This is a genomic window from Megasphaera elsdenii DSM 20460, assembly GCF_003010495.1.
GTDB lineage: Bacteria > Bacillota > Negativicutes > Veillonellales > Megasphaeraceae > Megasphaera > Megasphaera elsdenii.
On the sequence record NZ_CP027570.1, the window covers coordinates 890,138 to 912,446 of the forward strand.

At 51.1% G+C, this 22,309-nt stretch carries 19 protein-coding genes; 15 read left to right on the forward strand and 4 right to left on the reverse strand.

Annotated elements, in window-relative coordinates:
- Positions 1–37: 37 nt before the first annotated feature.
- A complete protein-coding gene (locus C6362_RS04180; protein ID WP_014015502.1) occupies positions 38–1,162 on the reverse strand; it encodes an NADH:flavin oxidoreductase in 1,125 nt (374 codons plus the stop codon).
- 196 nt (positions 1,163–1,358) lie between these two features.
- Between C6362_RS04180 and C6362_RS04185 the strand changes: the two genes are divergently transcribed.
- A complete protein-coding gene (locus tag C6362_RS04185; protein WP_014015503.1) occupies positions 1,359–2,642 on the forward strand; it encodes an adenylosuccinate synthase in 1,284 nt (427 codons plus the stop codon).
- A 176-nt stretch (positions 2,643–2,818) separates the two neighbouring features.
- On the opposite strand, the gene C6362_RS04190 is transcribed toward C6362_RS04185, so the two are convergent.
- Positions 2,819–3,472 (reverse strand): hypothetical protein, encoded by a 654-nt coding sequence (locus C6362_RS04190; protein ID WP_014015504.1) that lies wholly within the window; start codon positions 3,470–3,472, stop codon positions 2,819–2,821.
- 162 nt (positions 3,473–3,634) lie between these two features.
- On the opposite strand from C6362_RS04190, the gene C6362_RS04195 reads away from it, so the two are divergent.
- The 4 genes from C6362_RS04195 (at position 3,635) to C6362_RS04210 (ending at position 7,453) form a co-directional block, all read left to right on the forward strand.
- Positions 3,635–4,486, forward strand: coding sequence for a ParB/RepB/Spo0J family partition protein (locus C6362_RS04195; protein WP_014015505.1), 852 nt, complete (start codon positions 3,635–3,637; stop codon positions 4,484–4,486).
- 28 nt (positions 4,487–4,514) lie between these two features.
- Positions 4,515–5,045 (forward strand): DUF4446 family protein, encoded by a 531-nt coding sequence (locus C6362_RS04200; RefSeq protein ID WP_014015506.1) that lies wholly within the window; start codon positions 4,515–4,517, stop codon positions 5,043–5,045.
- A gap of 16 nt (positions 5,046–5,061) precedes the next feature.
- The gene (locus C6362_RS04205) at positions 5,062–6,084 is read left to right on the forward strand and encodes a peptidoglycan DD-metalloendopeptidase family protein (RefSeq protein WP_014015507.1); all 1,023 of its coding nucleotides are present in this window, start codon (positions 5,062–5,064) and stop codon (positions 6,082–6,084) included.
- Between the two features lie 199 nt (positions 6,085–6,283).
- On the forward strand, positions 6,284–7,453 hold the full coding sequence (locus tag C6362_RS04210; RefSeq protein ID WP_014015508.1) for an ABC transporter substrate-binding protein: 1,170 nt from the start codon (positions 6,284–6,286) through the stop codon (positions 7,451–7,453).
- Here the strand turns inward: C6362_RS04210 and C6362_RS04215 are convergent.
- Positions 7,441–8,163: a M48 family metallopeptidase gene (locus C6362_RS04215; protein WP_014015509.1), complete on the reverse strand. Its 723-nt coding sequence runs from the start codon at positions 8,161–8,163 to the stop codon at positions 7,441–7,443. The genes C6362_RS04210 and C6362_RS04215 overlap by 13 nt on opposite strands.
- Before the next feature lie 78 nt (positions 8,164–8,241).
- Here C6362_RS04215 and C6362_RS04220 point away from each other — a divergent pair, with 78 nt between their 5' ends.
- From C6362_RS04220 to C6362_RS04250, 6 genes are all read left to right on the forward strand, one after another.
- Positions 8,242–8,796, forward strand: coding sequence for a 3'-5' exonuclease (locus C6362_RS04220; protein ID WP_014015510.1), 555 nt, complete (start codon positions 8,242–8,244; stop codon positions 8,794–8,796).
- A 469-nt stretch (positions 8,797–9,265) separates the two neighbouring features.
- A complete protein-coding gene (locus tag C6362_RS04225) occupies positions 9,266–10,480 on the forward strand; it encodes an MFS transporter (RefSeq protein WP_014015511.1) in 1,215 nt (404 codons plus the stop codon).
- 11 nt (positions 10,481–10,491) lie between these two features.
- Positions 10,492–10,926 carry a MarR family winged helix-turn-helix transcriptional regulator gene (locus tag C6362_RS04230; protein ID WP_014015512.1) on the forward strand — a complete coding sequence of 145 codons (435 nt, stop codon included), beginning with the start codon at positions 10,492–10,494 and terminating at the stop codon, positions 10,924–10,926.
- 121 nt (positions 10,927–11,047) lie between these two features.
- On the forward strand, positions 11,048–11,995 hold the full coding sequence (locus tag C6362_RS04235; protein ID WP_014015513.1) for a 2-hydroxyacid dehydrogenase: 948 nt from the start codon (positions 11,048–11,050) through the stop codon (positions 11,993–11,995).
- A 1,087-nt stretch (positions 11,996–13,082) separates the two neighbouring features.
- Positions 13,083–14,339: an RNA-guided endonuclease InsQ/TnpB family protein gene (locus tag C6362_RS04245; protein ID WP_014015515.1), complete on the forward strand. Its 1,257-nt coding sequence runs from the start codon at positions 13,083–13,085 to the stop codon at positions 14,337–14,339.
- 59 nt (positions 14,340–14,398) lie between these two features.
- Entirely contained in the window at positions 14,399–15,037 is a 639-nt protein-coding gene (locus tag C6362_RS04250; RefSeq protein WP_051014187.1) for a GntR family transcriptional regulator, read from the forward strand.
- Positions 15,038–15,128: 91 nt separating this feature from the next.
- Here C6362_RS04250 and C6362_RS04255 read toward each other — a convergent pair whose 3' ends face one another.
- A complete protein-coding gene (locus C6362_RS04255; RefSeq protein WP_014015517.1) occupies positions 15,129–16,124 on the reverse strand; it encodes a LacI family DNA-binding transcriptional regulator in 996 nt (331 codons plus the stop codon).
- A gap of 354 nt (positions 16,125–16,478) precedes the next feature.
- Between C6362_RS04255 and uxaC the strand changes: the two genes are divergently transcribed.
- Genes uxaC through C6362_RS04275 form a run of 4 tightly spaced genes read left to right on the forward strand, consistent with a single transcriptional unit; the run spans position 16,479 to position 22,301 of the window.
- The gene (gene uxaC, locus C6362_RS04260; protein ID WP_014015518.1) at positions 16,479–17,888 is read left to right on the forward strand and encodes a glucuronate isomerase; all 1,410 of its coding nucleotides are present in this window, start codon (positions 16,479–16,481) and stop codon (positions 17,886–17,888) included.
- A gap of 15 nt (positions 17,889–17,903) precedes the next feature.
- Positions 17,904–19,361 carry a tagaturonate reductase gene (locus C6362_RS04265; RefSeq protein ID WP_014015519.1) on the forward strand — a complete coding sequence of 486 codons (1,458 nt, stop codon included), beginning with the start codon at positions 17,904–17,906 and terminating at the stop codon, positions 19,359–19,361.
- Between the two features lie 3 nt (positions 19,362–19,364).
- A complete protein-coding gene (locus C6362_RS04270; RefSeq protein ID WP_014015520.1) occupies positions 19,365–20,855 on the forward strand; it encodes a UxaA family hydrolase in 1,491 nt (496 codons plus the stop codon).
- Positions 20,856–20,867: 12 nt separating this feature from the next.
- Positions 20,868–22,301, forward strand: a complete 1,434-nt coding sequence (locus C6362_RS04275; RefSeq protein ID WP_014015521.1) for a glycoside-pentoside-hexuronide (GPH):cation symporter — start codon at positions 20,868–20,870, stop codon at positions 22,299–22,301.
- Positions 22,302–22,309 lie beyond the last annotated feature (8 nt).

Sequence of the window (22,309 nt, forward strand, 5' to 3'; positions counted from 1 at the left end):
TATTTATTCTATATATATGGGGCAAGTTCCTTTTTTTTTAGGCGTCCTGTTTTTCTTTTTCTTTTTTATTAAAAATGCAGTCTACGTTTTCGGCACCGAAGCAGCGGGAACAGGAAATGCACAGGGCCGGTTCCGTATCGCCCGATTTCCAGCGGTTCGGCAGGTCCGGCTGGCGCAGGAAGGGGCGGCTCATGGAAATGAAAGCCAGGTCTGTCGATTCCAGGGCTTCTTCGATATCGGCTATAGTGCGGAAGCCGCCGACGACGCCGACGTCGGTTTTACCTTTCAGCAGGGCAGCTGCCTCTGCTGCATAGGCTTTGAAGTACATCGGTTCCTTCGTGCGGCGGATAGCCCGGATTGGGCCTTTGCGCGGCAGGGACGACGTATTGCCGCCGCTGACTTCGATGGCGTTGACGCCCTGGTCGGCCAGCCAGGCCATGACCTGTTTGCTTTCTTCAAAGGTCAGACTGCCGTCTTTCATGAAGTCGGCACAGTTCAATTTAACCCAGATGGGATAATCGGCGCCGACGGCCTGGCGCATGGCAGCGATACATTCCAAAAGGAAGCGGGCCCGATTTTCCAGGCTGCCGCCGTAGGCATCGGTGCGGGTATTGAAATGGGGCGACAGGAATTTGCTGGCCAAATAGCCGTGGGCGCCGTGGAACTGGACGCCGTCGAAACCAGCCTTTTTGGCCCGAGCGGCAGCTTTTGCGACGGCGTCCGTCAATTCATGGATCTGGTCGACTGTCAGGGCCTGCGATTCCTGGGTCCATTTGCCGACCTTTTCCGTGACGCCGCTGGGGCTGAAGATGATGCGCGTTTCGCCTTCCGGCGTTTCCGGCATGAGGATGGCTGAGCCCATGACGACGAGCTGGGCTACGATTTTGCCGCCGTGCTGGTGGACGCGGTCGACGACCTGGGACAAAGGAGCGATACATTCATCGTCGTCGATGCGTATCTGACAGTGCTGGCGCGGTTCCATCTTATTGGTCGCCATCATCCCCGTGATGATGAGGCCGGCGCCGCCATCAGCCAGGTTTTCATACATTTCGGCCAGATTTTCTGTCGGAAGGCCGTAATTCCCCATTCCTTCAAAAGTAGCAGAACGGACAAGGCGGCACTTCGCTTCAATACCGCCAATGCGACATGTATCAAATGACATGGTAGAAATCTCTCCTTGGTAATATAAAATGAATTTCAGTTTATCTTGAACATTATACAATATTTGCAGAAATAAGCCAATGCATTGTTTTTTACTCCTTTTATAAAGTGTGATGTTTTTAGTTGGCTTCATTAAGCGAGTATGATATAATACAAGTGTTTGTTAATTTTACAATTCACGAAGGGATGTTGAATACATGGCTACAGCAATGGTAATCGGAACCCAATGGGGCGACGAAGGTAAAGGTAAGATCGTAGATTATTTGGCCCAGAAGGCCGATGTCGTCATCCGCTCCCAGGGTGGGAATAACGCCGGCCATACGGTCGTCGTCGACGATAAGTCCTTTGCACTGCGTCTCTTGCCGTCGGGGATCCTCTTTTCCGACAAAACCTGCATCATCGGCAGCGGCGTCGTTGTCAATCCGAAAGTCCTCCTTGAAGAAATCGAAGGCATGACCTCCAAAGGCGTGCAGATCAGCAAATTGGAAATTTCCACGCGTGCGCATGTCATCATGCCGTATCATATCCGCATTGATGAAGAAGATGAAAAACTCAAGGGCGACGCTAAGATCGGCACGACGAAAAACGGCATCGGACCGTGCTATGCCGACAAAGTCAACCGCGTAGGCATCCGCATCGGCGACCTCATGGACCGCGATGTATTTGCCAAGAAACTGCGCGTCAATATTGACCTTAAAAACCGTCTCTTTGAAAAATATTATGGCTGCGAAGGCTTCGATTATGATGAAGTCCTCAAAGAATACCTCGGCTATGCCGACCAGATCCGCCAGTATGTAAAGGATACGAACTATTCGGCCAATCTCTATGTCAGTGAAGGCAAGAAAGTCCTCTTTGAAGGGGCTCAGGCTGCTATGCTCGACCTCGACCATGGTACATATCCCTTCGTTACCAGCTCCAATCCGACGGCTGGCGGTGCCTGCACCGGTTCTGGCGTCGGCCCCCGTCGTATGGAAAATATCGTCGGCGTCGCCAAAGCCTATACGACCCGCGTCGGCGCTGGCCCGTTCCCGGCAGAACAGCTCAACGAAGTTGGCGAATACCTGCGCAATACAGGCCATGAATTTGGTACTGTCACCGGTCGTCCCCGCCGCTGCGGCTGGCTCGATACGGCTGTCGTCAAATACGCAGCTATGCTGAACAGCCTCGATTACCTGGCTATTACCCGCCTGGATATCCTCGATGACCTGGATACCATCAAAATCTGCACGGGTTATAAATATCAGGGCCAGATTCTGAAAGAATATCCGGCCAGCCTCGACGTCCTGGAAAACGTCGAACCGATTTATGAAGAAATGCCGGGCTGGAAAGCCGATATTTCCAAGTGCAAATCGTACGATGAATTGCCGGAAGCAGCCCGCCACTATGTCGAACGCATCAGCGAACTCACGGGCGTTCCCCTGGGCATCGTCTCCGTCGGCCCGAACCGCAGCCAGACGATCATCCTCAAAAAGATTTTCTAAAAACAACTGAATTACACCATAATATGTGAAAGGTCCTGCCGCTTATGCGGCAGGACCTTTCAAGTTGTTAGTTGTTAGTAGTTCGTGGTTCGCCAAGAATAAACGCCCCAATCGGGGCATCCGTAGGGGCCGCCCTTTGGGACGGCCCCTACGAGCCACGAATCACGAACCACGAATCATTCCCCGCAATGGCCGGCCATGGCGCAGGCGCTGCACGAGCCGGAGCAGCCGCCGCCGATGAAGTTCAGGCCGATGACGCCGGTTACGGTTTTTCTCGGCATGAGCATGCCGCTGGGCAGGAGGGAAACGCCGATTTGTTCGGCGTGGACGGCCTGGGCGATGTTGGCCATCTGGCCGGCTGGCCAGTCACCGGTACCGGGATTCATGATCCAGGCGGCTTTATAGCCTTTATCGGCGCCGGCTTCGTCGAGCATGTCGACGAGCTGTTTCGTATAGCCGGCAGTAGCGACGGCCAGGGCCGAATCGAGGGCCAGGCCACGGGTGATGTCTTTGTTCATGAACAAGGCATCGACTTCTTTTTCCACGGCTTCGCCCAAGGTGACGGCATACATCAGGACGATGGCTGAATCTTCGATTCGCTGGCAGGCCGTCGGGCTGCTGATGGTGAAGGGGCTGTCGCAGAGGACCATATGAGATGTATTGTCATAGAAGCACTGCTGGCAGATGGCCTGTGGTTTGGCCAATTCCATGACGCGCTGGCACGCTTCCTGGACGAAATCATCGGAAAGTTCGGCAGCTCCGCGCTGCAAGGCATATTCTTTGACGCTGGCGGCGTCGATTTCCCGCAAGGGGTCGGTAAATGTTGGCATTTTATACATCCTTTCTGAATCTGTACATTTGCTTCTTATTATACCATAGAAATTGTTAGAAAAATCAATGAAATCGGGGCAATAAATATTTGATTAAATGGTGGATAGACGATATACTATAATATAGACTTTAAAAATAATTTTGATAGAAATGAGGTGGACATGGTGGCAGTCGACGAGTCCCCGGCTGAACGGGGCGCCCCGGCAGAAATCGCCGTAGAATGTATTGTCCCCAATCCCCATCAGCCGCGGCAGACCTTTGATGAACAAGGGCTGGCCGCTTTGGCGGATTCCATCCGTCAGCATGGGCTTGTCCAGCCCGTCGTCGTCCAAAAGACAGGACCTGGCCGGTATGAACTGATTGCCGGCGAACGGCGGCTGCGGGCAGCGAAGCGCTGCGGCTTGAAAACGGTGCCGGCCATCATCCGCAAGTATACGCCGGATGAAGCGGCTGAAATCGCCCTTGTCGAGAATCTGCAGCGCAAGGACCTGGATGCCATTGAAGAAGGCCTGGCTTATGAGCGGCTCATGAAGGACTTCGGCTTGACCCAGGAACAGACGGCGCAGAAAGTCGGGAAAAGCCGGTCTCACGTGGCCAACATGGTCCGGTTATTGCAGCTGCCAGCTGACATCAAGGAATGGATTGCGGCGGGACGCTTATCCATGGGACAGGCCCGCCCTCTTTTACAGCTGCCTTCTGCGAAATTGCAGCGTGAAGCGGCCCTGCACATTTTGAAGCATGACCTGTCGGCCCGCAAGGCCGAAGCCCTGGTGCGCCATTTGATGAGCCAGGCCAAGCCTCGTCCGGAGCCGGATGCTCACCTGGCCTGGTTGCAGGATAAGCTGAAGATGTCCTTGGGGACTGACGTTGCCATCCAAGTGGGGAAGGACCGGAAAAAGGGGAAAATCGAGATTTCCTTTTCTTCGGAAGCAGAATTTGAACGGCTGCTGTCGATCCTTACCGAAGAAAAAGAAGACCCATCGCCGTCCCCTCTTTCTTCGTTTCACATATAAATTTTTTGCAGTTCATGGGAGGAAAGAAATGCTGAATGTCGATATGCAGGCTGCCCTGATGGCGCTTGCCGGTATTGGCGGGCTGATTTTATTGATTTTGCTCGTCTATATCGTCATTTTACACAAGAAAATCAGAAAATTAGAAACGAATTATACCTTTTTTATGCAAGACGAAACGGGAGCCAGCGTCGAATCCAAGCTGCGTGACGACGTCGATAAACTGCATAATCTGCAGGGGACGCTCGACATGATCCACCAGACGCAGAAGGACATCATGGCTGTCCAGAACCATTGTTTCCGTAAAATTGGGTTCGTTAAATATAATGCCTTTGACAATATCGGCAATAATCTGAGCTTTGCCTTTACCGTCCTCGACGGGAAGAATGACGGTTTCTGCCTTTCCAGCGTCTATGGACGCAACGAATCGCGTATTTTCGCCAAACCGATCGTTGAAGGGAAATGCCTCTACGGGATGAGCGAAGAAGAACGGGAAAGCCTGGACAATGCCTTGAATTACAGCGGCGATATGCAGGCTGTTCAAAAGGATCTGGAAGAATAATAAAGAGGGGAAAAGTGTGAAGATCCACATCAAGATATATCCATGGATGCGCACCCTGCAATCATGGTTCCAACGAATGAAAGCCTGGGAAACACCGTCATGGTGGCCGTCGTTCCTGAAAACGGACCGGACGGAGCCCCTGGTCGTGACACCGGCTCAATATAAGAAACTCGTTCGCGCCTGTGCTGTCGCAGTGGTCGTCATTGTAATCGCTGCAGGCATCGGCATTTACGAGTTCGTTTCGCTTCAGCAGACTAAAGCACAGGAAGCCCTGCATGAACAACAGCTGGAATTGATGCGTGAAAAGACGACATCCCTCCAGGAAAAGATGGATAAGATGGATTCCCTGGACCAGGAACTGCGGCAAATGGTCAAGGGTTCGGGGGCTGGTGACAGCCCAAAAGGTGACGGTGGCGTAGCAGGGGGACAGAAGAAATCTCCGGACCTTTCTCATGCCAGCTACAATGACCTGTTATTGGCCACCTCGCGTTTGGAAACCCGCAGTAATGCCCGCATCATCAGCTTCATCACCTTGAAGACGGTCTTGAGCGATACGGCAGGCGAACAGGTTCGGCAAATGCAGCAGATTACCCATAAGTACCAGGGAGGAGCCCTGGCCGGCGGCCAAGGGGGCGATGCCAGCAGCACGTCGACGACGCCTTCCATCTGGCCCGTCAGCGGGACGATTACGTCCAATTTCGGCTATCGCGGCAATCCTATTGGCGGCGGCTCCGGCTTCCACGAAGGCATCGACATCGGTGTCGACTACGGGACACCGGTCCGGGCGACGGCAGCCGGGAAAGTCACTATGGCCGGTTGGGTCGATGGTTATGGCAACCTCGTTGAAATCGACCATGGCAATGGGTTCGTTACCCGCTATGGCCATAACTCCATGCTGTTAGTTACGGTAGGACAAGAAGTCCGGGCTGGTTCGATTGTTGCCTTAGCCGGCAGTACAGGGCGCAGCACGGGACCGCACGTCCATTACGAAGTCCGCGTCAATGGAACCCCGACCAACCCGCTGCTGTTCTTGCCGTAGGGGGATTAGCATACAAGGGGAGTTGTTATTATGCTAGGCCCTTTTAATCAAAGGTTTGGGGTTTGATGTTTGAAGTTTGAGGTGATGGGAAAATTTTATGTCCCTCGACATCACACATCAAACTTCACACATCAAACTAAAAAAGGGCTTGTCGTAGAACGACAAGTCCTTTTTCACTACCCCCAGGAAGGAGGATTTTATGAAGAGATACATGGAGATACTGGCTTTTTGTATGCTTTTTATGGCTTTTTTCCTGAGTGGATGCAGCTTGTCTCCGACGAATACGGGTGTCCTCATCGGGACGAACCTGGCTTTGAGCGGCAAGGGGATGTCCTATTCGACTTCGACAGAACGGGGCATCGAACTGGCCAAGGATATGGTCAATGACCGAGGCGGACTGTTGGGCAGGCCCGTCCAGATTGTATCCGTAGATAACCACGGCAAGCCGGAAGATGCCGAAGCGGCTATCCAGCAGCTGACAGTACGCCACGTATCGGCCATCATCGGGCCGGACCTGACGGATTGTACGCGGGCGGTCTTACCTAATGTGGAAGCCGTGAAGATCCCCCTCATCAGCCCGGCCTGCACCCAGCCGGATATCACCGTCGATCCGAAGTCTCACGAAGTCTACCGCTATATTTTCCGGGCGGCTTATATCGATGCCTCTCAGGGACGGGCCATGGCTGATTATGCTTTGAAACAGCTCCATGTCAAGCGGGCCGCCGTCTTTTATTATCCCGATAAGACGTATGCCCAGGGCCTGGCCGAATATTTCCGCAGTGCCTTTGCCGCCAGTGGCGGTGAGGTCCCCGTCTATATCCCCGTGGAAGAGGTGCAGGATTTGACCAAATACCTGTCCTTATTGCAGCGAGAAAATGTCGATGTCATCTATCTTCCCGGCTACGATGACTGGACGATACCGGCCATTACGCTGCTGCGCAGTCACGGTATTTCCCAGCCCCTGCTGGGTCCCGATGGCTGGAACGGGCCCAAGATGGAACGGGACGTCGATACATCCTATTTGACCCAGGTCTATTATACGGACCATTATGCCGGTCATGACGCCAGTGAAGCGGCCAGACGGTTTTCCCAGGCTTACTATGAAAAATACGGAGAATGGCCGGACAGTTATGCCGCTCTCGGCTATGATGCCTTCATGATGACGGCCGAAGCCGTCGAACGCTGCCAGTCGGCAGAAGCGCCTGACGTGGCCCGGGAGTTGGAAAAGACCATCGATTATGACGGAGCGACCGGGACTATTTCTCTCGATGCCAATCATGATGCGATTAAAGATGTCTTCATCATGACCTTTAAAGACGGCCAGCCCGAACTGGCTGCGACGATTCCCAAAGACCGTCAGACACAGTAAGGCAGATATTTTGTCATGGCTTGGCGCCGTGCCTTCCAGTCGGGCATGCGGATGGTCATGGCATCATAGAAATGGCGGGAGTGATTGGGCTGAAGAAAATGGCAGAGTTCGTGAAGCATGACGTGGTCGATGATTTCTTCAGGCATGATAGCCAGGTAGGTGTTCATGGTGACGATGCCTTTGAGGGGCATACAGGACCCCCAACGCGACCGCATGACTCGCTGTTTCAGGACTGGGTCGGGCAAGGCGAGGCCGTCGAATAAGGGCTGCATCCGGGATAAACTAGCAGGAAAGAGCTTTTTCCCCAGACTTTGCAGCAGCTTATGGTATAGCTTCTGTTTCATGACCAGTGTATCATCGGCCAGTTCCATGAAGACTGTCTGGCCGCTGCGGCGGATGCTGTTTTGTAGTCCCAGGCGGACATCGAGCTTATAGGGCTGGCCGGCGAGATAGAGCGTATCGCCGTCGCTGAGGGTCAGCATGGGAAATTTACGTTTCCGTTCTGCCATCTCATCCATGGCGCGGACGATGAAATCTGTCTTTTTTTGCAGGAAATCTTCGATATATTCCCAAGGGACACGGGCCGGTGCCGAAATATACAGCGTGCCGTCACTGTGGACGTGGAGATTGATGTTTTTCACTTTTTTTCGGACCAGGATGACCGGGAAGGTCTGGCCCTGGGCCGTGAATTGGCGTTGTTCGTTCGTCATGGTGATACCTCGCAGAAATAAGATTTGTAGCTATTGTAAATAGAATCTGTTCGTTTGTCAAAAAAAGGAAGGTAGATTATGCTCGATTTTACGGCCATTGACTTTGAAACGGCCAATAAATATGCCAACAGCGCCTGCTCCCTGGCAGCCGTTACCATGAATGATGATCGCTGTGTCAAAGAAGGTTATACGCTTATTCAGCCGCCTTTCATGCGTTTTGATCCGGGCAATATCCAGATTCATGGCATCACGCCGGACCAGGTCGCCCATAAACCAAAGTTCGACGCCCTGTGGGACCGCATCCGGCCGCACCTGGAAGGGCGTATCCTGGTCGCCCACTATGCCGTCTTCGATACGCGGGTCCTGCGCAGCCTGCTGCGGACGTATCACCTGGAAAAGCCCCAGGCATCCTATGCCTGTACGGTGGAAATTTCCCGCCGCGTCTGGCCGGACCTGCCGAACCATAAATTAGATACCGTCGCCGGCTATCTCGGCTACTCCTTCCGCCATCACCAGGCCCTGGATGATGCCCGGGCCTGCGCCTACATCGTCCTCAAAGCCGCAGAAATCGTCGGCGCCTCGTCCATGGAAGAACTCCTCGACGCGACGCACCTTACTTTGAAAACCTTGTAATAAAGTTTGTAGCATGTAGTTTGTAGTTGTAGGGGCCGTCCCCAAGGGCGGCCCGTCTGTCATGGTGGTGTACACGTAATGCATGACGGGTGATGTGTGAAAACATCATTCATCTGCCCGAATAGCTATGTCTACAATTCACAGCGGGACGCCTTAGCAGGACGTCCCCTACGATATCGCATACAGGCGATGGAAATGAACTCAAGACAGCTGGCGGAACGGACAGCAGTGGCGACGGCCCGCTTGTGGGAATCCCATGAACTGCCCGTTCTCAGGTCGTAGGTCGTTCGTCATATGGAAATAAAAATAATAAGCCGTCACGATGAACGATGAACGAACAACTTTTGAGATAAAAGCGTCCGGCATAATGGCAGAAAGCCTCACTGTAGTATTGACTAGTCAATTTAAGAGTGCTATGATATATCCCGTCAATAAATTTGACTAGTCAATTATAAAAGGAGCGATTGCATTGATAAAAGAAAGATTATGGACTCGTGATTTCGTGGCTTTGGTCCTGGCCAATGGCTTTTTATTCGCTGGTTTCCATTTTCTCTTGCCGACCATTACCCTCTATGCTGCCAGTTTAGGGGCTACTGGCGGGGAAATCGGTCTGATTGGCGGCATCTTTGGCTATTCGGCCATTTGTATACGCCTGTTCACGGATACCGGTGTCCACTATTTAGGGAAAAAGAAGTGCCTTTACCTGGGCCTGGCTCTTTCCATTTTAGCCACCGTGTCGTATTATATGTTTGATAGTATCCACGCCATCGTAGCCGCCCGTATCCTCCACGGCTTCGGTTTTGGCCTGAGCACGACCTTTGCAGCGGCTATCGTCGCCGATGTCATACCGGCCAGCCGCCGCGGCGAAGGAATTGGTTATTTTGGTTTAGGCAGTACGGTCATGATGGCTCTGGCTCCGGCTGTCGGTTTATTTTTACTCAATGATATCAGCCCGGCAGCCTTGTTCTTCTCGTCGGCCGCCTTCTCCTTCTTGGCCGTCCTTGTCAGTATCTTCTGTCATGCCGGTAAGAAAGTCCGTCGTGTCGAAGTTACGGAAAAGGCTTCCCTGCGTGACCGCATCTGCGAAACCGGTACGGGCCTTCCGGCTATTTTGACGATTTTCTTCGGCGCCGCCTATGGCAGTGTCAATACGTATATCGCCATGATGGCTGCAGAAGCCCATATTGAAAATGCCGGTTTATTCTTCATCATCGGGACGCTGTTTGTCTTCATTTCCCGTCCCTTTGGCGGCCGTCTCCTCGATGCCAAAGGCGCCTTTGCCGTCGTCATGCCCGGGTCAGTCTTGTATTTGATCGGGTTGTTGCTCATCATGGCCGCCCATTCGCTCATGGTCTTATTGGCAGCGTCTGTCTTTTACGGCTTAGGTGCCGGCCTGCTGCTCCCGGCCCTGCTGACGTGGATCCTGAATATGGTCCGCCCGGAACGGCGCAGTTCCGCCAGCGCGACCTTCTATAATATGCTCGATATCGGTACCAGCACGGGCATCCTCGTCTTGGGCGTCATCGCCGGTATGGTAGGCTATCGCCACATGTACTGGAGTGTCACAGCCCTTATGATTTGTTTTGCTGTCCTGTTCATGTTCTGTCATTATCGCTATGGCAGCGATGTCATGGCTAGTCAGAAAGTGGGAAAAGGAGCCGTCGCCGATATCCATAAAGATTGAGAGGTATCCTAATGGACGTACGAGATCGGAAAGATGATGAATTGATACGACAATTATTCTGTACGACCCGGATTTTTTCCCGGACTTTGAACGGCTGTGTGGCCCCTTTAGGACTTCACAGCTCGGAATGGATGGTCCTGAACTTCATTCACTTGAATGACGGCATTGCCCAGGCCGATTTGATTCGTTATTTCAAGGTGGAAGCGGCGGCGATTACGCGCACGTTGAGCCGGCTGGAGAAGAAAGGCCTGATTAGCCGTCATCCTATGGAGAAAGGGCGGGGTAAGTACATCGAATTGACCGAAGCCGGCCGGGACCTGTTTGCCAAAGCGGAACCTTTTGTAACGGCCCATCGGAGACAGGCCTTGCAGGGATTGTCAGCAACGGAACGTCAGCAGCTATTGACGTTGTGTGCGAAAGTCCAAGCGGCTTTAGAGGCGGAATAGTATATATTTTTATCATATAGAGGGTATACCTATACTGATTTCCCATAGATAGCTTACAAATCATCGGCATATGCGTATAATTAAATCAAGATATTACCTATGCTGAAAGGAGATTTTAAAAATGAAAATTGTCTTGTTGGAATCGTTAGGTATCAGCCAGGAATTGCTTGATTCGTATGTAAAACCCTTGAAGGAAAAAGGCTATGAATTTGCTGCGTATGAACGCAATGATGACCCAGCCGTCCAGATTGAAGAAGCGAAGGACGCCGATATCCTCATCATCGCCAACATGCCCCTCAAAGCCGAAGTCATCAATGCCTGCCCGAACCTGAAGTACATCGACGTTGCCTTTACCGGTGTCGACCACGTCGCCCTGGATGCTGCCAAAGCCAAAGGCATCAAAGTCAGCAATGCATCGGGCTATTCGACGGTTGCCGTTGCTGAATTGACCATCGCCATGATGCTCGACTTGCTCCGCCGCGTTCCCCAGGTCGATGCGGCTTGCCGTGCTGGAGGCACGAAGGCCGGCCTTGTCGGCAACGAACTGGAAGGGAAGACAGTTGCCCTCGTCGGCACTGGCCACATCGGTCATCGCGTTGCCGAACTGGTCCATGCCTTTGGTGCTAAAGTCATCGCCTATAACGGCTTCTCTCATAAAGCCGATACGGAACTGATCAAATACTTGCCCATGAAAGAAATGATGGAACAGGCCGATATTGTCAGCCTCCATTGCCCGGTAACGGATAAATCGAAGGGCTTGATCAATAAAGAAACTTTGTCGTATATGAAACCGACAGCCTTCCTCATCAATGAAGCCCGTGGCCCTGTCGTCGTATCCCAGGACTTGGCCGATGCCTTGAACAGCGGTAAAATCGCCGGCGCCGGCATTGATGTCTTTGAAAACGAACCGCCTCTTGACACCAATCATCCGCTGCTTCACGCTAAGAATACCATCGTCACGCCGCACGTCGCCTTCGCTACGGCCGAATCCATGGCAAAACGCGCCGTCATTGTCTTTGACAATATTGACGCTTACTTAGCGGGTAACCAGAAAAACGTCATCCTCTAATTTCACACCTTTTTACAAAGGGGCTGTCGCATTCAGCGATAAGCCCCTTTTGTGATTCGTTTGCCGAAAATTCTCGCAAATGCAAAAATACGCAATGTACAGGATTCAGGCGGGCCGCGGACTGCGTTTTTCATCACGGCAAACGAGCCACGACCCACGGCAAACGACGTGAAACAAGGAATTGCACATGTTGGCAGAAGCCTTCGTGCGGCAATCCCTTTTTGCGTTCAGTGTGAACGTTTTCAGTGTAGGGGCGCCCACGTGGGCAATGTCAGTAAGTTTAGGAAATTCATAAATAAAAGACCGCCAGATACATGTGGCGGTCTTTTTGTATGTGATTTGCTGAGTGCTTTCATGCTTCTAGGACTCAGTTTGCGGCGCTGCCGCTAAGTACACTGGATTGTAAGGGCGCGGGAGCGCCTGAAAAGGCTCCCCTGTGAAGGGGAGCTGGCCGCCGTAGGCGGTCTGAGGGGTTCTTCAGCAATCTTTTTCCTCTGAACTCCCTTGTAATAAGAGAAAAAACGTGTAAAACAGTAGTAAAGGGGGCGATTCTATGGACATCATTGTTCAAGTCAAGAATTGCATTAAGGACGCGATATACCAAGTAAAAGCGAATATTTCTGTGTATTCCCGTCATTCAGGGATTGATTTTATACGCAAACGAAAGCTGACGCTTCCCGTCTTAATCCGCTTTTTGTTGTGCCTGGAATCCAATTCGTTAGGAAAAAGCCTGCTTACTTTTTATAGTGTGTAGTTTTTATTGGTTTATCAGTTTACTTAATTAGTTTACATTACGTGATGTTTGAAATAAAAACATAGTTATTAAGCCAATTATATATATGTAAATCTAAATAAACCAATTTACTGACACTGGAAGCAGTGTTTTTTTTTCTTCTGAAAATATACAATTTGCGCCTGTTTTATCGCTTAAGCCCCGCCAGAAGACTCCCGCCTCTTAGGTGGGGATGAATGGCGGGGCTTGAGTGGGTTCAATGCCCGTAAAAAGCACAAAACTCTGTAATTCATCTTGAAAATCATCACTATTTCCCACATAATAATCATATAATAAAAAAAGGAGGTGAAAAATGTGTATCTTACTCAATCAAATGTCATCAGAAATCTTTCCAAAGAAGACTATGCCATGCTGCGAGAGATGTGCCAATACAGCAATAACCTCTACAACGTGGCTCTCTACAACATCAGGCAATACTATTTCCAAGAGAAGAAGTTCTTGAAATACGAAGAAAATTACCATGTCTGCAAGGAAAACGAAAACTACGGTCTGTTGCAGGCTGGCGTTTCTCAGCAGATATTGAAGGTGGCTGACCGCAGTTTCAAGTCATTCTTCAATCTCATAAAAAAGGCAAAATCAGGAGAATATCGCTTCAAGGATATCAAAATGCCTCACTATCGGGAAAAGGGCGGCATGTTCAACCTGATTCTCTCCACGAACGCCATAAACGTAAAAGATGGATTCTTGACGATCCCCATGAGTCGGGGATTTTCTAAACGGCATGGCCGTAAGCCAATCAAAATCCCTTTCCCTGCGAGACTGAAAGAAAAAAGCATCAAGGAAGTCCGTATCTGCCCCGTATATAATGGCAGATACTTCAAAATCCAGTATTGCTATCTTCAGGAGAAAGAACCTCAAGACGTTTCACCGGACAATGTTCTTGCTATCGACATCGGTCTTGAAAATCTGGCAACTTGCGTGACCAACACCGGGACGGCGTTCATCATGGACGGGCGTAAACTTAAATCAATCAACCAGTATTGGAACAAGCAGAAAGCCTACTATCAGGGGATTGCCGACAAACAAGGACAGAAGAAAACGCACAGGCTCTATGCCTTAGCAAGAAAACGTAACAATCGGACACAGGACTACCTCCGCAAGGTTGCCCGCTATATCATCAACTACTGTATCGAACACCGTATCGGAACTATCGTCTGTGGTTATAACGGTGACTTTAAACGTAGTATCAACCTGGGTAGGATAACCAACCAACAGTTTACGCAAATCAGTTTCGGTAATCTGCGTGAAACACTGGAAGGACTTTGCGAGCGTTACGGTATGCGATATATCGAACAGGAAGAATCTTACACTTCTCAAGCAAGTTGCTTGGATTTAGACGATATTCCTGTCTATCATCCGGAACAGCCGTATACTGGCACGTTTAGTGGGAAGCGTATCCACCGTGGCTTGTACCAGTTCGCCGATGGCAGGATGGCCAACGCGGATGTGAATGGAGCATACAACATACTCCGTAAAAGTAAGCAGAACTTCGATTTCGAGGGACTGTGTAAGGGGCTTTTGGACAGCCCTTTGAGAATAAGGATATCCTGACAGCTAACTCCTTTGGGATAGGCTGTCAGGCATTAGTCCGTGTATCAAACTTCTCAAGAATCTCCCGCTTCTATAAGCGGGAGAGGTTCAAGTCTTTGAAGCTTCCGCCAGGTACGGCTATGTCGGAACAGGAACTGTCGGGCATTTTGAATGTCAGCCGGACGCCGGTACGGGAAGCCTTTATCCGTTTGTCACAAAAGGGACTGCTCGAGATTTTACCGCAGCGCGGGACCTTCGTGTCCAAGATTCACACGGAACAGCTGGCAGAGTTCCGCTTTTTCCGGGTTACCTTGGAACGGGCCATTATAGAATTGGCCTGTCAGGCTTTTCCGGATCCGTGGCGGACGAAACTAGAATTTTGCATTTTCGAGCAGGGGAAATTCATTACCTCGAAAGATGCAGAAAACTTTTTCAAGAGTGACAATACGTTGCACTCCCTGCTCTATGAAGGTTGCGGCAAGCCCCATATCTGGCAGATCGTCCAGGAATCAAACCTGGATTATGCTCGGGCCCGCGTCCTCAACGTCAGCGATGCCGCTGAGCAGATGAACCTTCTTTATGAACAGCATAAAGGCATTGTCGGAGCCATCTTTGCCGGCAATACCGAAATGGCGCAACGCATCATGACCGAACACATCAATAAGGTCATGGGCGACGTAGAAGTATTGAAAAAAGAATATCCAGAGTATTTCCAGTAAAGATAGTTTGTAGTACAGAGTTCACTAAAAACTACAAACTGCAAACTTAGTACTCAAAAAGGGCTTGTCGCATACGCGACAAGCCCTTTTCTCACCTCCTGAAACTTTCCCGTTCTACGAGGTCGGCACTAAATTCGGTGCGGACTGGGACGGAATCCGGTTCTTTTCCGGTCAGTTCGGTGACGATATGGACGGCGGCATTGCACAGACTGGTCAGTTTGTTGTCCAGGCTGGTAATGGTCGGCGTGGCGCATTGGGCCAGGATGGAGTTATTGCAGCCGATGACCGGGATGGTTTTGCCGTGGCGCAAAGCGGCCCGTTGGGCACCGATGGCGAAGATATCTTCTGAGGTGACGATGGCATCGAATGAGATGCCGCCTGCGACCAAGCGGTCGATGAGCACTTCTGTGTCATCCAGGGTACGTGGTATTTGCTGGATGAGTTCCGGCTTTTCCGTTAAGTTCAAATCCCGGATTCCCTGCCGGAAACCGTCGAGCTTATGGCGGCCGCTGTAGGTGAGGGAGTCGTAGATATAGAGGATGTCGTGGCAGTTTTTGGCAGCCAAGGCAGTAACGATCATTTTCATGCCTTCTTTTTCGTTACAGACGACGCTGTACATGTTGGGCTGATGGTAGTCGCTGTTGATGGTGATGACGGGAATCTGCCGGGCCGTGTCGCAGAGGAGACGGACGTCGGTTTCAGATGAAAAAGGCGTGCCAATAGTGATGATGGCATCGACGTGTTTATCGGCCATGTCAGAGATGTATTTCCCGTTATGGCCCGTATCGCTGCCTGTATTGGAAAGCATGACATCGAAATGGTGTTTCCGCAGGCCGTCTTCCAGCAAGGATACGGCATGGGCATAGAAAATATCGGCCACATCGGTGCAAATGACGCCGACGATTTTCATGGAATCGAGGCCTAAGCCCCGGGCGAAGGGATTGGGCTTGTAACCCATTTCCTTCATAACTTGAAGGACTTTTGCCCGTGTCTTTTCGCTGACCCGTGTGCTGCCGTTGAGGACGCGAGAGACGGTGGCAATGGATACATTGCACTTCTGGGCGATGTCGTAAATGGTGATGTTCATAGCAATCGTTCCTCTTTGTGTAAAAAATCTGTGTTGCTTACATTATAGCATACTTTTTTTCTGGATAAATGAGAAATCGCCACGATTTAAATGTAAGCGCTTAACCATTTGGAATAGAAAAATAGCAATATCTAGGCACGAAAGGAATAGGAAGGTAAATTTTTAATTCATATTTATGAGCTAAAAGCATGAAAAACGGCTAATTTTTCAAAATTAATACATAAAAATCATATCATGTTGACACTTGAAACATGACATGGTATTCTTTCGGTAAAGATAAGTGTAAGAGCTTACAATAAAAGTTGAGAATGACCGATGATATAACGGCCTTATATTTAGGAGGAGACGGACAAAATGAAACAATTCATGGACAAAGACTTCTTATTGGATACGGCGACAGCCAAGCATTTATTCCACGACTATGCAGAACATATGCCGATTATTGACTACCATTGCCATATTTCCCCGCAGGAAATCGCAGAAGATCACCACTTCCGCAGCATTACTGAAGTATGGCTCGGCGGTGACCATTATAAATGGCGCCTCATCCGTTCCAATGGGACACCGGAAGAAAAAGTTACCGGTACAGAATCGACAGACCTGGAAAAATTCGTCGAATATGCGAAAGCTCTTCCAAGAGCTATTGGCAATCCGCTCTATCATTGGAGTCATTTGGAATTGCAGCGCTATTTCGGCATTACCGAACCGTTGAGCGAAAAGAATGCTGAAGATATCTTCAATCGCTGCAACGCCAAGCTGCAGGAAAAAGATATGGGCGTCCAGGGCTTGATTAAACAGTCCAACGTCAAAGTCATCTGCACGACAGACGACCCGGCAGACGACCTGAAATGGCACCAGAAATTGAAGGATGAAAATACGTGCAGTGCCAAAGTCTATCCGGCTATGCGCCCGGACAAGCTGATGAACGTCGATAAAGCTGGGTATGCCGATTATATGGCCCGCCTCGGTCAGGCTGCGGGTGTTGAAATCAAGACCTTTGCCGATATCCGCAAAGCCATGGATAAGCGCATCGCCTTCTTTGAAGAAATGGGCTGCCGGGCTACGGACCATGCCCTGGAATATGTTTTCTGCCGTGAAGCCGATGAACAGACGGTCGATGCCATCATTGCCAAAGCTTTGAAGGGCGAAAGCATCAGCAAAGAAGAAACAGAAGCTTATAAGACGGCTGTCCTCACCTACCTGGCCGGTGAATATTACAAACGCGGCTGGGTCATGCAGCTTCACTTCGCCACCTTGCGCGACCTCAATTCGGAAATGTACCGCAAATTAGGGCCGGATACGGGTTTTGACAGCATCGCCGAAGGCAACTGCTGCAAAGGCCTCATCGCTTTCCTGGACCATCTTAACGAACTCCATATCCTGCCTAAGACGGTTCTCTACTCCGGGACGCCGAACGATAACGCCATGATCGGTACCATTATCGGCGCTTTCCAGGGCCCTGAAGCCCGCGGCAAGATCCAGCAGGGCGCTGCCTGGTGGTTCAACGATACGAAACAGGGCATGATTGACCAGATGACCAGCATTGCCAACTTGTCCGTCTTCGGCAACATCCTGGGGATGCTGACCGATTCCCGTTCGTTCCTGTCCTATGCCCGCCATGAATATTATCGCCGTATCCTCTGCAACTGGATCGGTAATTTGGTAGAAAATGGCGAATATCCGAATGATGAAGAGGCACTTCGCCAGCTCGTCGAAGATATTTGCTATAACAACGTGGCTAATTACTTCCAGTTTCAGATGTAAACGGAGGTGTAAACGATGAAAAATGTAAGTGAACTTTATCAAAAAACGCAGCATCCCGTGCGTATCCTGCAGTTCGGTGAAGGCAACTTCCTGCGTGCCTTCGTCGACTACGCCGTCGATGTAGCCAATGAAGAAAACGGTTTTGACGGCAGCGTAGCTGTCATCATGCCTCGTTCGGGCAAGACGGACCGCTTCTCCAAGCAGGATGACATTTACACGGTCTGCCTGCGCGGTCAGCAGGACGGCAAAGTTTACAAAGAAAACCGCGTCGTCACTTCCGTCAAGACCGTCATCAGCGCCTGCGATGAATACGACGCCTTCATGGCTCTGGCCCATGAAGATTCGCTGGAATTCGTTGTCTCCAATACGACGGAAGCCGGCATCACGTTTGATGAAAAGGATGCCTTTACGGACTGCCCGCCGACGACTTTCCCGGCGAAACTGACGAAATTCCTCTATGAACGCTATACTTTCTATAAAGGCGCAGCCGACAAAGGCCTGACCATGCTGCCGACAGAACTGAACGACAACAACGGCAAGCTCCTCAGAGACTGTGTAAACCAATATGTAAACACGTGGAAATTGAACGAAGGCTTCAAGATCTGGCTGGACCAGCACTGCTCTTTCGTCGATACCCTCGTCGACCGCATTGTCGTCGGCTATCCGAAAGACTCGATCGACGCCCTGCAGGCAGAACTCGGCTATGAAGACAACCTGCTTGACCAGGCTGAACCGTTCTCCCTCTGGGTCATCGGTGCCCCTGCCCTGGCTTCGCGCCTGCCCTTAAACTCAAGTAAATTCAATGTCGAATTTACGGACAGCATCCAGGCCTTCAAGGAACAGAAAGTCCGCATCCTCAACGGCGCTCATACGTCGATGGTCCTCGGTGCCTATCTGGCCGGCCTCGACTATGTCGGCCAGTGCATGGAAGACCCGATTATCCGCAAATCCCTGGACCAGACGGTCTTCGATGAAATCGTACCGACCGTCCATCTGCCGAAAGAAAAGGCCGTCGCCTTTGCCAAGGCCGTCTATGAACGTTTTGAAAATCCCTTTGTCAAGCACGCCTTGCTTGCCATTTCCTTGAATTCTATTTCTAAATGGAAAGCCCGCGTCCTGCCGACCTTTAAGGACAGTCTGGCAGCGACGGGGAAACTGCCGAAATGGCTGACCTATTCCTTTGCGGCTTTTCTGGCCTTCTATCGGACGACCCAGGCCGGAGAACATTGCCTCATCGGCTCGCGTCCGGGCAATACTTATGAAATCCATGATGATGAAGACAAACTGGCCTTTGTCAAAGAACAGGCCGGCAAGGGCACGGCTGATTACGTCAAGGCTATTATGGCACGCAGTGACTGGTGGGGTGAAGACCTGTCGGCTATCGACGGTTTTGCCGATGCCGTTACGGCTCATTTGGACCGCATGGCTGAAATCGGCGTCAAGGCCCATATTGCCGAATTGACAAAGGAGTAAACGATGAACGTATTCCAAATCCACCCTCATGATAATGTCGCCGTAGCTGTCGACGCCGTTGCCCAAGGCAGCGTCGTCACGGCAGGCGGCAAGACCTTTACGGTCTGCCAGGATATCCCGGCCGGGCATAAAGTGGCTTTGCAGCCCATTGCCAAAGGCGAAGACGTCATCAAGTACGGCTTCCCCATCGGGACGGCCAAAGTGGATATTCCTGTCGGCGCCTGGGTCCACACGCAGAATGTCCAAAGTAAACTCGGTGATTTACTTCACTATACCTACGAACCGGAAAAGGCGGATCGCTCTCCCTGGAAATGTGAAAAAAAATACGAATTTTTCGGCTATAAGAGGACAGATGGCAGTGCCGGCATCCGCAACGAAGTCTGGATCATCCCGACCGTCGGTTGTGTCAACAACATTGCCCGGGCCATTGAAACGGCTTCGCAAAACTATAAAACAGAAAATATCGATGGAATCTATGCCTATAGTCATCCCCACGGCTGCTCGCAATTAGGCGATGACCAGGTCCATACACAAAAGATACTAAGTGGCTTGATTCACAATCCCAATGCCGGCGCCGTCCTGGTCCTGAGCCTGGGCTGTGAAAACAACCAGGTCAGCTTGATGAAAGACGTCATCGGCGATTATGATCCGGACCGGGTCAAATTCCTGGTCTGCCAGGATGTGGAAGATGAAATCGAAGCCGGGACGGCCATTGTCAAGGAACTTTGCGCCTATGCCAGCCAGTTCCATCGCCAGCCCTGCGACGCTTCGCTGCTGACGATTGGCCTGAAGTGCGGCGGTTCCGATGGTTTTTCAGGCATTACCGCCAATCCCCTGGTCGGAGAGATTTCCAACCGCCTCATCGCAGCCGGCGGCACGTCGATTTTGACGGAAGTGCCGGAAATGTTCGGAGCCGAAACGCTGCTCATGAACCGGGCCCGCAACCAGGAAGTCTTTGATAAGACGGTGGGCCTCATCAATCACTTCAAAGAATATTTCATGAGTTACGGCGAAAAAATCAATGAAAATCCATCGCCAGGCAATAAGGCCGGCGGTATCACGACATTGGAAGATAAGTCCCTGGGCTGTGTTCAGAAAGGTGGCCGGGCTCTCGTCGAAGATGTCCTGGCCTATGGCGACAGGGCAACGAAGAAAGGCCTCAACCTGCTGCAGGCACCGGGGAACGATTTAGTCGCCTCCAATGCCTTAGCCGCTGCCGGAGCCCATATGGTACTGTTTACGACGGGACGGGGCACGCCGTTTGCCTGCCCGGTACCGACGATCAAGATTTCCAGCAATAGCCACCTGGCCGGATTCAAGCGGAATTGGATCGATTTCAACGCCGGGACCATTGCTGAAGGGGAATCGCGGGAAGCCGCAGCGGACCGCCTTTTCCAATATATCCTTGACGTAGCGTCAGGTCGTGTCCATGCGAAATCGGAAGCCTTGGACAAGCACGAACTGGCTATATTTAAAAACGGAGTTACTTTATAAGGAGGGAGTGCAATGAGCACACAAGAAGGGACGTTGCCGAACAAGAGCGTAACGACTGAAACGGCAGCTTCTAAGGAAGGCCATGTGAAATTATCATGGCGTGAAAAAATCTGTTATGGTTTCGGTGACTTTGGCAACGGTTTCATGTTCGACTTAGGCCAGGCATATTTGACGAAATACTGGATCGACGTCTGCACCATTCCGGCAGCCGCCGTAGCCGGCATCTTCGCCTTTACGAAAATTTTCGATGCTTTCATGGATCCTATCGCCGGGTCCGTCATCGACGGCCGGAAGAATATCGGGCCCCGCGGCAAGTTCCGCCCGGTCATGATGGCTTCGGCTGTCATCCTGGCCATTTTGACGGTCATTACCTTTACCATGCCGGACTTGTCACCGACGGGTAAGATTCTCTTTGCCTATGGTGCCTATATGGCCTGGGGCCTCGTTTACTCGTTTACTAACATTCCATATTCGTCCCTGGCCAGCGTCATGACCCGCGATGTCGAAGAACGAAGTCAGATGGCGACGACTCGTCAGGCCGGTTCTATCGGGGCCCAGCTCATTACCGGCATGGCCTTCGTACCGGTCGTCCTCATGTTCGCATCGCCTCATGAAGGCTTCTTTGCCGCGTCTATCGTCATGTCCATCATCGGCGTCATCGGCTTTGCTATTTGCTATTTCAACTGCCATGAACATGTTCCGGTCAAGCGCAATACTCAGAATGAACAGAAAGCGAAATTCTCGGACTACATTAAACTCGTGTTTACTAATAAACCGCTTCTGTGCATCATTTTGATGACCTTGTTTACTATTTCGGCCATGAATACGAATAACCAGATGATGATTTTCTTCTGCCAGTATAACTTGGGCCATATGGGTTTACAGCCGATTGTAAACGGTATCATGATGGGCTGCTCCGTCGTCGGTATCCTGCTCATTCCCAAACTGGTCAAGATGTTCGGCAAGAAAAAGACGGCCATCGGCGGCCTGCTCATCGGCTGTGCTGCGGACCTCCTGAACTTCGTCATTCCGACCAATATTTACACTTTCATCATCTTGGTCACCATCGGCTACGTCGCCCTGGCTATTCCGAACGGCGTCACCTGGGCTTTCGTTTCTGACGTCATCGACTACAGCGAATGGCATAACGGCATCCGTAAAGAAGGCATTACCTATGCGGCTTTCAACTTCTCCCGTAAAATCGCACAGGCCCTGGCCGCTGTTGTAAGTTCGGGCATCCTGGTCCTGACGGGCTATGTCGCCAATGCCGTCCAGAGTGAAATGACGCTGATGGGCATCAAAGCCGCAATGACCTTGTATCCTGGCGTTGCCCTGGGCATTGCCGCTATCATTCTCTATTTCTTCTATGGCCTGACCGACGATAAATTCAAAAAAATCGCCGATGATCTGAACCATGGTAAGTGGGAACACGGTACGATTGAATAAGGAGGCTT

Excerpts from the sequence above, each read along its gene's own strand:
- C6362_RS04235 (WP_014015513.1), top strand. The coding sequence starts at position 11,048 with ATGAAAATTGTCTTGTTGGAATCGTTAGGTATCAGCCAGGAATTGCTT.
- C6362_RS04265 (WP_014015519.1), top strand. The coding sequence starts at position 17,904 with ATGAAAAATGTAAGTGAACTTTATCAAAAAACGCAGCATCCCGTGCGT.
- C6362_RS04210 (WP_014015508.1), top strand. The coding sequence starts at position 6,284 with ATGAAGAGATACATGGAGATACTGGCTTTTTGTATGCTTTTTATGGCT.
- C6362_RS04180 (WP_014015502.1), bottom strand. The coding sequence starts at position 1,162 with ATGTCATTTGATACATGTCGCATTGGCGGTATTGAAGCGAAGTGCCGC.
- C6362_RS04270 (WP_014015520.1), top strand. The coding sequence starts at position 19,365 with ATGAACGTATTCCAAATCCACCCTCATGATAATGTCGCCGTAGCTGTC.
- uxaC (WP_014015518.1), top strand. The coding sequence starts at position 16,479 with ATGAAACAATTCATGGACAAAGACTTCTTATTGGATACGGCGACAGCC.
- C6362_RS04200 (WP_014015506.1), top strand. The coding sequence starts at position 4,515 with ATGCTGAATGTCGATATGCAGGCTGCCCTGATGGCGCTTGCCGGTATT.
- C6362_RS04190 (WP_014015504.1), bottom strand. The coding sequence starts at position 3,472 with ATGCCAACATTTACCGACCCCTTGCGGGAAATCGACGCCGCCAGCGTC.
- C6362_RS04275 (WP_014015521.1), top strand. The coding sequence starts at position 20,868 with ATGAGCACACAAGAAGGGACGTTGCCGAACAAGAGCGTAACGACTGAA.
- C6362_RS04230 (WP_014015512.1), top strand. The coding sequence starts at position 10,492 with ATGGACGTACGAGATCGGAAAGATGATGAATTGATACGACAATTATTC.
- C6362_RS04215 (WP_014015509.1), bottom strand. The coding sequence starts at position 8,163 with ATGACGAACGAACAACGCCAATTCACGGCCCAGGGCCAGACCTTCCCG.
- C6362_RS04220 (WP_014015510.1), top strand. The coding sequence starts at position 8,242 with ATGCTCGATTTTACGGCCATTGACTTTGAAACGGCCAATAAATATGCC.
- C6362_RS04255 (WP_014015517.1), bottom strand. The coding sequence starts at position 16,124 with ATGAACATCACCATTTACGACATCGCCCAGAAGTGCAATGTATCCATT.
- C6362_RS04185 (WP_014015503.1), top strand. The coding sequence starts at position 1,359 with ATGGCTACAGCAATGGTAATCGGAACCCAATGGGGCGACGAAGGTAAA.
- C6362_RS04195 (WP_014015505.1), top strand. The coding sequence starts at position 3,635 with ATGGTGGCAGTCGACGAGTCCCCGGCTGAACGGGGCGCCCCGGCAGAA.